Raw genomic sequence first — 9082 nt, 5'->3', positions numbered from 1 at the left:
GGCGTGGGCTCGGACTACGACGGCATGGTGGCGCTGCCCCGGGGCATGCGGGACGTGACGGACCTGCCCCGCCTCACGGAAGCACTGCTCAAGCGACACCCGGAGTCGTGGGTGGAACGTGTGATGGGTGGCAACTTCCGGCGTTACTTCCGCGAGACGTTAGGCGGCGGTTGACAGCGAAAAACCTGTCGCGAAGAGTCGCCGGCACCCATGAACCGTCTTCCCCTCGCGCTCCTGTCCCTCGTCGGTTTCTTCCTTCTTTCCGGCTGTGGCGGGCCGGGTTCGGGCGACTCGTGTGACGGCGGCGACTACGTGTGCCAGGACGACGCGCAGGCGCTGGAGTGCCGCAACGGCACCTGGCGTCCGCTGGCATGCCGTGGGCCGCTGGGTTGCCGCGAATTGGCGGACAGCGTGCGGTGCGACACGTCCCTCAACCAGGAGAACGACGGGTGCGCCACGGACGCGGAAGGCAAGGGCGTGTGCAGCCCGAACGGCGCCGCGCTCCTCACGTGCCAGCAGGGCGTGCTGGTGAAGACGAAGGATTGCTCGTCGTGCGCCGTGCAGGACTCGCAGGCCGTCTGCCAGCCCTGAGCTCAGCGCTCCGGTTCCCCACTGGAGGACGGCGGGGGAGTACCGGGCGGCGGCGCGGGCAGATAGCCGCCCGCGGCCATGCGCTTCGCGGACCGGTCGTACATGGCCGGTGAGAGACCCTGGACGCCGGTGCCGTCAATCCACCGGTTGTAGAAGTTGAAGAGGGCGCAGACGGACACCGCGTCGTAGACGGCCTCGTCCGTCCATCCGGCCGCCTTCAGGCGCTCCACGTCCTCGCGGCGCACGTCTCCGGGGGCGTCATTGAGTCGGTCCACGAAGGCGAACAACGCCTTCTCGGCCTCCGGGATGGGGGCCGTCTTCACATCGTCCAGCACTGCCTGGACGCACTCCGTGCTGCCCAGCAATTCCGCCGCGACCGCGGCGTGAGAGCCCGTTCAAAATACGCAGGCGTTGCGCCGCGACGTGTACGCGGCGATGAGCTCCCGCAGTCCGGCCGACAGCGGGGACGGGCCACGCATCACCTCGTGGGTGAAGGCGGACAGCGCGTCCGTCATGCGCGGCTTGAACGCGAACAGGTGCCAGATGCCCGGCGGCACCATTCCTCCGGCCCGCGCCATGGCGATCATCTTCCCGTAGTGCCCGTCGGACTCGTGCGACTCGACGTCGGGCAGGTACAGGTTTTCCGGAGCGGGGGACTTCTTCATCGCGCACTTCCCTGGCGGAGGACGGGGACTCCCATCAGGCCAGCGACGCGAGGAAGCTGTCCAGCACCGTGTTGAAGGCCTCCGGCTGTTCCTGATTGGGCAGGTGCGCCGCGCCGGGGATGACCTCCAGCCGCGCGCCCTGCACCAGGTCCGCCATCTGCTTCGCCTTCGCCAGGGGCGTCACGGCGTCGTGCTCGCCCACCACGACCAGCGCGGGCCCCGCGTAGCGCGCGAGCAGGTCCTTGCTGTCCAGCCGCAGCGCCATGCCCCGCTGCGCGGCGGCGATGGACTCCGGTGACACGGACAGTCCCAGCTTCGTCACCTCGCGGCCCACCGGGGACTCCGGCCCCGCGTGGACCAGCTTGGGGACCAGCCCCTGCACGACGGACGCCGTGCCTTCCTTCAGCGCCTGCTGCGCGGTGGCCTCGCGCTTGTCCCGTCCGGCGGCGTCGTCCGCGGTGCACTGCGTGTCCGCGAGCACCAGCCCGCGCACCCGGCCTGGATCCTCGCGCAGGAGCGCCAGGGCCGCGTAGCCGCCCATGGACACACCGCCCACCACCGCCGCGTCGATGTTCAACGCGTCCAGCAGCGCGAGCGCGTCCTGCGCCAGCTTCCGCATCTCCGTGGGGCCTTCACCCAGCCGGCTCTGCCCGAAGCCGCGCAGGTCCGGCACGAGGAAGCGGTAGCGCCCGGACAGCGCGGTCACCTGCCGGTCGAACGCGGAGCCATCCAGCGGGAAGGCGTGCAGGAGCAACACCGGCAGCCCCTGGCCCACGTCCCGGTAGTGCAGCGGAATCCCATCCACGGCGATCGTCAGCATGAGTTCCTCCCTCGCGGCCCATCCCGATGCGGCGTCAGATCCACTTCTTGTACTTGAACCAGCCCACGAGCCCCACGGGGAAGCCCACCATGGTCACCCACATGGCGGTGTACCAGCCCGGTTTCGACAACTGGTCGAAGTTCTGCCCGAAGAACCCCACGATGAAGGACAGGGGCAGGAAGAGCGTGGCGAAGATGGTGAGCTGCTTGCTGATGTCGTTGGTGCGGTTGGCCACCATGGACAGGTAGCCGTCCATCGCGTTGCCCACCACGTCGCGGCTGGCGTCGATCTGCTCGTAGAGCCGCACCAGGTGGTCGTAGACGTCGCGGAAGTACAGCGTTGTCTTCTCTTGAATCTGCGGGATGCCCCGGCGTGACAGCATGCCCACCACGTCCCGTTGCGGGGACAGCACGCGGCGCAGCGTCACCAGCGCGCGCTTGAGCTGGAAGATACGCTGGAGGTGCTCCGGATCCGGCTGGGCGAAGATGGCGTCCTCCAGGTCGTCCAGCCGGTCGCTGAAGTCGTCCATGATGGGGAACTGCGCGTCCACGAGCGCGTCCGTGAGCAGGTAGAGGACGACGTCCACGCCCCGGCCCAGCGTGCCCGCGGGGTCGTCCCGCACGCGCCGCACGACGGCTTCATGGCTGGGTAGCTTCAGCGCGTGCACGCTGATGAGCCAGTCCTGCGCGAGGAAGAAGTGCTGCTCGTGCAGCGTGAGCTCCGTGACGTCCGGCCCGCAGCTGAAACCCTGCAACACGATGAACTGATGGTGTGGGTACTCCTCCAGCTTGGGCCGCTGGTCCAGGTGCAGGCAGTCCTCCACCGCCAGGCGGTGCAACTGGAAGCGCTCGGCCAGCCGGCCCATCACCTCCGCGTCCGGCTCCAGGACGTCGATCCACTTGGGCCCCGGCCGGTCGAGCAGCTCCTCACCCCCTGAAACAGCCCTGCCGTCTTCCCACAGACAGACCTGGATCATTTCCGTGGACTCCCCGGGCCGCCCAACCGGCCCCGGATGCTTGCTAGAACTCCCCGGACGCGATGTCGAGCGGTAGAGTGGGGTCAACGTGTCCGCTGCCGCCGAGAATCCCCCGCCGGCCTCCCTGACCCCGAGGCTCGAACAAATCCTCCAGTCGCTGCCCGACCGCGCCTTCTCCGCGCGGCTGCGGGCGGTGTATCTCGCCGCGGCCCAGGCCATCTCCCGGCTGAGCGACCTGGACCTGGTGAAGTACGAGACGCCCGTCGTCGACGCCAGCCCCGACCTGTCGCTGTGGGAGGAGATGGCGCCCGTCATCCGCGACACGGTGATGGACGTCAACGCGCTGCTCAACGTCATCCGGGAGCAGTTCCCCGGTACGCCGCCGCCGTCCGCGTCCCGCAAGGGCCCCGGGGACGTGCCGGCCATGCTCCAGGAGGGCATGGGGCGGCTGGCCCAGAGCATCACCCAACTGGGTGAAGCCATGCGCAACCCGTCCGTGGTGAGCGACCGCTGGCAGCTGTTGGCGGAAATCCAACGCTTCCGGTCCGACTACCGCGAACAGATGAGCCAGCTGGTCTTCGAGTCCGCGAGCACCTTCGGCGAGGTGTCGCGCGCCCAGGTGGTCCCCGGCTACGAGGCGGAGGTGAAGGCGGCCGTCACCGTGCGCGCCATCACGTCCGACCTGTCCCGCATCGTCGCGGCGCGGCTCAACAAGGTGCGCGACGCGAAGCCGGAGGAGATTCTGTGGAACGCGCAGCAGCTCCAGACGGAGCTGGACGCCTTCGGCCGCACCGCCGCGTACCGGAACCTGCGCGCGCAGGACAAGCGCCACATCGTCGAGGCCCGCGCGGAGATTGGCGCGCTCGCGCTCGAGTCCACCCCGGAGCAGGGGCGGCTGTTCACCGTGACGCAAGGGCTGGATGAACTGGTGCGGAGCCTGTCCGCGGTGAACCAGCGCCAGCTGCTCATCCTCCACGACCGCGAGGTGTGGGCCGCGTGCGGCGTGCGCCTGGAGCGCGCGCTGGCCCAGTCGACGAAGGATCCGGTCGCGTCCGCCAAGGCGCTGGCGGAGGCCGCGGCCAGCGCGCAGTCGCTCTATGGCCGGGACGCGACCATGGACGCGTTCCTGCGCAAGGCGCGCAAGCTGAAGCTCGCCACGCTCACCGGCCCGGAGCTGCTCTCCACCATCGAGTCCTTCCAGTCCCAGCTCGCGCAACTGGACGTGATGTGACGGACGTGAACACGAAGGCCGTGGAGCCGCGCCCCCTGCGGCAGGCGGACCTGTCCGGTGTGCGGGGTGTCTTCACCGACGTGGACGGCACGCTGACGACGGGCCACAAGCTGCGCAGCCAGACGGTGCGGGCCCTGGAGCAGCTGTCGGCTTCCGGCCTGCGCGTGGTGCTGGTGAGCGGCCGTCCGGCGGGGTGGGGCGAGGCGTGGGCCCGGCAGCTCCCCGTGGACGGCGTCGTGGTGGAGAACGGCGGGTTGTTCTTCCTCAAGGGGGCCAAGGGGCAGCTGCGCAAGGTGTACCTGGAGCCGCCCGCCCAGCGCGTGGCGAACCGCCAGCGGCTGGAGAAGGAGGTCCAGCGCGTGCTCGCCCAGGTGCCCGGCGCGCGGCTGTCCGTGGACAGCCGCTACACGGAAGTGGACCTGGCCGTGGATTACAACGAAGAGGCCCGGCTGGGCGACGACGGGGCCTCCTGCATCGAGTCGCTGCTCCGGGCCCGGGGCGTGACGGCGGTGCGTTCGTCCGTCCACGTCAATTGCTGGCTGGGCCGCTTCGACAAGCTCTCCGCGTCGCGCCGCTTCGCGAAGGTGGCATGGGGCGAGAAGCTGGACCCCGCGGACGGCCGGTACGTGTACGTGGGGGATTCTTTCAACGACGCTCCGATGTTCCAGGCGTTCAAGCTGGGCGTGGGCGTGGCCAACGTGCGCGCGGTGTTGGACCGCATTGAAGCGCAGCCGGCCTTCATCACCCGGGCGCCCGAGGGGCGGGGCTTCGAGGAGCTGGCTCGTGCCCTCCTCGCCCGCCGCCGGACGGCCCGCAGTCGAGGAGTTTCAACGTGAATGTCGTGAAGCTGGAGCTGGCCCGAGGCCTGGGGCGTCACCTGCGTGCGGGGCACCCGTGGGTGTTCCGCAAGGCCCTGGAGCACATGCCGCGGATTCCGGCCGGCAGCGTGGTGGACCTGACGGAGAACGGGAAGTTCGTCGCGCGCGGGTACTACGATCCGCACTCGGCCATCGCGGTGCGCGTGCTCACGCGGGACTCGCGCGAGACGGTGGACTCGCGCTTCATCACCCAGCGCGTGCAGCGCTCCCTGGCCGCGCGCACGGCGCTCATCGACCTGAAGGACACGGACAGCTACCGCCTCATCCACGGCGAGGGCGACGGCCTGCCCGGCGTGGTGGTGGACCTGTACGCGGGCTGGGCGGTGATGAAGCTGTACTCCGCGGGCCTCACGCCCTACCGCCCCCTCATCGTGGAGGCGCTGAAGGCGGGCGTCCCGGGCCTCAAGGGCATCCTCGGCCGTGACGAGGTGGGGCGCGACGACGTGGAGGAGGACGACGGGCGCGGCAGCGGGAAGATGCTGTGGGGCGAGGAGGCCCCGGAGCTCATCCCCATCCGCGAGCGCGGCGCCATCTTCCTGGTGGACGCGTGGAAGGGGCAGAAGACGGGCTTCTTCCTGGATCAGCGGGAGAACCGCCACCTCATCCGCCGGCTGGGGCAGGGACGGGACGTGCTCAACTGCTTCAGCTTCAGCGGAGGCTTCTCCGTGAACGCGGCGCTGGGCGGAGCCAACAGCGTCTTCTCCGTGGATCAGGACCCGGAGGCCATCGCCCTGGCGCGCGAGAACTTCACGCGCAACGGGCTGCCCGCGGCGAAGCACGACTTCCTGGCGGCGGACGTGTTCGCCCTCATCCAGTCGTTCAAGGAGGAGGGTCGCACGTTCGACCTCATCATCCTGGACCCGCCCGCGTTCGCGAAGACCCAGCGCGCGGTGGAGGCCGCGGTGGACGGCTACGCGTCGCTCAACCGGCAGGCGTTGGCGCTCTTGCGTCCCGGAGGCCTGCTGGCCACGGCGTCGTGCTCCGCGCGCGTGACAGGGGACATGTTCATGGGCGCCGTGCGCGAGGCGGGCTTCAAGGCCGGCGTGGACCTGGCGCTGGTGGAGGAGCGCTACCAGCCGCCGGATCACCCCGTGCGCCTGCAGTTCCCGGAAGGGAAGTACCTCAAGTTCTACGTGATGCAGGCGGTGTAGCGGACTGCCCGGCCCCGGGGCGCGCCTGTCATGAGGCGCGCCTCCCGTGGTGCACGGGAGCGCTCAGGTGCCGAAGACCTGGTGGGCCACGCGGTCCAGCACGTCCTTGCCCCAGACGACGCTGGCCTTGCCCAACCGGTCCAGGTCGCGGGTGAACTCGCGGCCGTCCGGCACGACTTCGTAGGTGCGGGTCAGGAAGAGGCTGCCGCTGCCGGGCTCGAAGTCGACGTTGCCGCCGCCCGTGTCCGTGCCTTCTTCCTGCTGCTGCCGGAAGCCCTCGATGATGCCGGGCTTGGGCGGCTCACGGAACCGGTAGATGAGGGCGCTGCACTTGAGCGCGGGCGGGGACTCGACGTGCTCGAAGGCGTACTGGCCTTCGCCGTTCATCATCCCGCCCAGACCCTGCGCGTTGAGGCCCTCGGTGACGCCGGCACCCTGGGACTCCAGGTACCACTTCACCAGCTGCCGGGCCGCGTCGCGCGTCATCGGTCCACCCGCGGGCGGCGCCGGACGCGCCATGCCCATGGAGGACAGCAGCCACTGCAGCTTGCTGGTAAAGGAGCTGATCACTTCGCGGGGATGACGCGGTCCGCGACGCGGTTGAAGACCTCGTCGCCCCACACGAGGCTGGCTTCCACGAGCCGGTCGACGTCTTCCTTGAACTGCTGCTCCGCCGGCACCACGCCGTACGTGCGGCTCAGGAAGAGGCTCTTGTTCTCGGTCTCGTAGTCCACCTTGCCGCCGCCGGCGTCCGTGCCCTTCTTCTCTTCGTCACGGAAGCCGTCGATGACGCCCGGCCGGGGCGCGTCGCGGAAGCGGTAGATGAGGGCGCTGCACTTCAGCGCCCCCGAGTCCTTCACATGCTCGAAGTAGACCTGCGCGTCGCCAAGCGCGGCGCCGCCAAATCCCTTCGCGTTCAGCCCGGAGGCCTGTGCATCGCCTCCGTGGGCCCGGATGAATGACTGCACCAGTCGCTGGGCTTCTTCGAGCGTCATACGTGCAGTCATACCAGTCCCAATTCCAGTTGAGAACTAGCCGGCGCGGGCCTGGTCGAACGGGACGCGCTGGTTGAGGTACGTGTCGTTGATGTTGTGCGCGCCGGAGAAGATGCTCTTCTCGGAGAAGTAGCGGATCTTCGCGTCCTTGCCGGCGTGCTTGAGCAGGTCCAGGGGGCCCTTGCCGCTGGTGCCCAGGCCGAAGAGACCCGGCACGGGGTCCTTGTCGTTGACGTAGTGGACGTACTTGGGGCCGTCCGGGTAGGTCGCCGCCGCGGCGCCGAAGGTCTCCACGGAGACCTTGCCCAGCTTCTCCTGCACCTGCGCGGGGGACAACCCGTCTTCAATGCGCAGCCGCTTGGCCACGTCGTTCAGCGCGCGCGAGGTGATGAGGCCACCCTGGCTGTGCGCCATCAGGTGCACGTCACGGCCGGCCTTCAGCTCGGTGTAGAGCGAGTCCGCCAGCGTATCCACGGCCGGGTTCTTGCCCTTGTCCATCTTGTCCGTCACGCACTGGCCCAGGTCCTTGAAGAAGCCCTCGGTCGAGTTGTGGATGCCGATGGTCTTCTGGCCGGTCTTGTCCGCGATGGCCTGCATCGTGGTCTCCTGGCCCGCCTTGTCCGTCATCATCCCGTTCACGTAGATGATGGTGCCGGGCTGCTTCACGCCGCCCTTGGGCTCGTAGGCGGGGATCTGGCTCAGCGGGGTGCTGGCGTCGAAGGCCTGCCCGCCCTTGCCCATGATCTTGCCGTCAAAGGCCTTGTCCTTCGCGCCCGCCGGAGCGGTGAACACGCCCGTGGGGGCCGCGGTGCGCACCGCGCTGTTCGTCGCCTTGGCCTCGAAGCCGTCCTTCACGGTGTTGGCGGGCTTCGCCGTGGCCGCCGCGGTGGCCGGCTTCGCCGCAGGAGTCGTGCTGGCCGCACCCGTCGTGGTGGTGCGCGCGATGTTGTTGTTGGAGGTGCGCCCGATGGTTCCCATGGCTTGAGGCTCCTGCGGATTTTTGAAGGGGGGAGAGATTGCTTGCTGCGTTGATCCATTCTCACCCGAAGCGCCCAAAAGTTGCGAGCAGGTGACGGAATGTGTGTAACGCGCTGCGATACGGGGCGTCCGGCAGGGGACGGGGCGGGAAACCGGCCCGGGTGCTTCCAGCGGGGCGGCTAATGTGGGGGCATGGTCCAGAAAGGTCAGTTCCTGGAGCGCTCCACGCTCATCCCGGTGGGCTCGGACGGCGCGGTGATGGAGGGCACGGTGCACCGGGGCCAGAAATCGCCGCCGCTGCTCATCCTCCCGCCCCGGCCGGAAGAGGGGGGCGGGATGGATCACGTCGTGGCGGCGGAGCTGGCCTTCGCGGTGGCGCGTGCGGGCTTTCCCTCCTTGCGCTTCAACCACCGGGGCGTGGGGGCCAGCCAGGGCGCCCGGGGCACCGGCGGGGCGCTGGTGGAGGACGCGGAGGCCGCGATGCGGGTGGCGTTGGAGAACGCGGGCACGTCCGCGCTCGCGGTGGCGTCGCTGCACGGCGGGGCCCGGGTGGCGCTGGCGCTCCAGGAACGGCACCCGGCCGTGGGCGGACTGTGTCTGGTGGCGCCGGATGTGGACCCGCTGTCACTCGTGAGACTGTCGTGTCCGCTGCTGGTGATTGTGGGGGCGGAGGACACCCGGGTGCCCCGGGCGGCGCTGGCCGCCGCTGTCGCGGAGGCCGGGGGCGATTTAGAGGTCATCGACGATGCCGGGGCGACCTTCCATCGCAACCTTCCCCAGGTGGGCCGGGCGGCGGC

At 69.6% G+C, this 9082-nt stretch carries 13 protein-coding genes; 6 read left to right on the top strand and 7 right to left on the bottom strand.

What is annotated here, in order from left to right:
- Both D7X32_RS41005 and D7X32_RS41000 read left to right on the top strand, forming a co-directional pair.
- On the top strand, positions 1-174 hold a 174-nt coding region (locus D7X32_RS41005), incomplete at its 5' end, for a membrane dipeptidase (RefSeq protein ID WP_199747221.1).
- Between the two features lie 36 nt (positions 175-210).
- A complete protein-coding gene (locus D7X32_RS41000; RefSeq protein WP_120607951.1) occupies positions 211-591 on the top strand; it encodes a hypothetical protein in 381 nt (126 codons plus the stop codon).
- Between the two features lie 2 nt (positions 592-593).
- Here D7X32_RS41000 and D7X32_RS40995 read toward each other — a convergent pair whose 3' ends face one another.
- Genes D7X32_RS40995 through D7X32_RS40980 form a run of 4 tightly spaced genes read right to left on the bottom strand, consistent with a single transcriptional unit; the run spans position 594 to position 3052 of the window.
- Positions 594-926 carry a carboxymuconolactone decarboxylase family protein gene (locus tag D7X32_RS40995; RefSeq protein WP_244239464.1) on the bottom strand — a complete coding sequence of 111 codons (333 nt, stop codon included), beginning with the start codon at positions 924-926 and terminating at the stop codon, positions 594-596.
- 60 nt (positions 927-986) lie between these two features.
- The gene (locus tag D7X32_RS40990; RefSeq protein WP_120607949.1) at positions 987-1256 is read right to left on the bottom strand and encodes a carboxymuconolactone decarboxylase family protein; all 270 of its coding nucleotides are present in this window, start codon (positions 1254-1256) and stop codon (positions 987-989) included.
- A 34-nt stretch (positions 1257-1290) separates the two neighbouring features.
- A complete protein-coding gene (locus tag D7X32_RS40985) occupies positions 1291-2076 on the bottom strand; it encodes an alpha/beta fold hydrolase (protein WP_120607948.1) in 786 nt (261 codons plus the stop codon).
- Positions 2077-2110: 34 nt separating this feature from the next.
- Positions 2111-3052, bottom strand: coding sequence for a magnesium transporter CorA family protein (locus D7X32_RS40980; protein WP_120607947.1), 942 nt, complete (start codon positions 3050-3052; stop codon positions 2111-2113).
- Positions 3053-3140: 88 nt separating this feature from the next.
- Between D7X32_RS40980 and D7X32_RS40975 the strand changes: the two genes are divergently transcribed.
- From D7X32_RS40975 to D7X32_RS40965, 3 genes are read left to right on the top strand one after another with little or no spacing between them, the layout of a single operon-like run.
- A complete protein-coding gene (locus D7X32_RS40975) occupies positions 3141-4283 on the top strand; it encodes a hypothetical protein (RefSeq protein WP_120607946.1) in 1143 nt (380 codons plus the stop codon).
- Positions 4280-5119 carry an HAD-IIB family hydrolase gene (locus tag D7X32_RS40970; RefSeq protein ID WP_120607945.1) on the top strand — a complete coding sequence of 280 codons (840 nt, stop codon included), beginning with the start codon at positions 4280-4282 and terminating at the stop codon, positions 5117-5119. Before D7X32_RS40975 ends, D7X32_RS40970 begins: the two co-directional genes overlap by 4 nt.
- Positions 5116-6312: a class I SAM-dependent rRNA methyltransferase gene (locus D7X32_RS40965; protein WP_120607944.1), complete on the top strand. Its 1197-nt coding sequence runs from the start codon at positions 5116-5118 to the stop codon at positions 6310-6312. The genes D7X32_RS40970 and D7X32_RS40965 overlap by 4 nt, the downstream gene beginning before the upstream one ends.
- 63 nt (positions 6313-6375) lie before the next feature.
- Here D7X32_RS40965 and D7X32_RS40960 read toward each other — a convergent pair whose 3' ends face one another.
- Genes D7X32_RS40960 through D7X32_RS40950 form a run of 3 tightly spaced genes read right to left on the bottom strand, consistent with a single transcriptional unit; the run spans position 6376 to position 8285 of the window.
- Positions 6376-6882 carry a hypothetical protein gene (locus D7X32_RS40960; RefSeq protein ID WP_120607943.1) on the bottom strand — a complete coding sequence of 169 codons (507 nt, stop codon included), beginning with the start codon at positions 6880-6882 and terminating at the stop codon, positions 6376-6378.
- The gene (locus tag D7X32_RS40955; protein ID WP_244239463.1) at positions 6879-7319 is read right to left on the bottom strand and encodes a hypothetical protein; all 441 of its coding nucleotides are present in this window, start codon (positions 7317-7319) and stop codon (positions 6879-6881) included. Before D7X32_RS40955 ends, D7X32_RS40960 begins: the two co-directional genes overlap by 4 nt.
- Positions 7320-7343: 24 nt before the next feature.
- Complete coding sequence (locus D7X32_RS40950; protein ID WP_120607941.1) at positions 7344-8285, bottom strand: alpha/beta fold hydrolase; 942 nt, start codon at positions 8283-8285, stop codon at positions 7344-7346.
- A 192-nt stretch (positions 8286-8477) separates the two neighbouring features.
- Here D7X32_RS40950 and sglT point away from each other — a divergent pair.
- Positions 8478-9082 (top strand): type IV pili motility protein SglT (sglT, locus tag D7X32_RS40945; RefSeq protein ID WP_120607940.1); only part of this gene is annotated, 605 nt, incomplete at its 3' end.

The sequence above is a fragment of the Corallococcus carmarthensis genome (assembly GCF_003611695.1).
In the GTDB taxonomy this organism is placed as follows: Bacteria; Myxococcota; Myxococcia; order Myxococcales; family Myxococcaceae; genus Corallococcus; species Corallococcus carmarthensis.
This window is presented reverse-complemented; position numbering and strand designations above follow the sequence as displayed.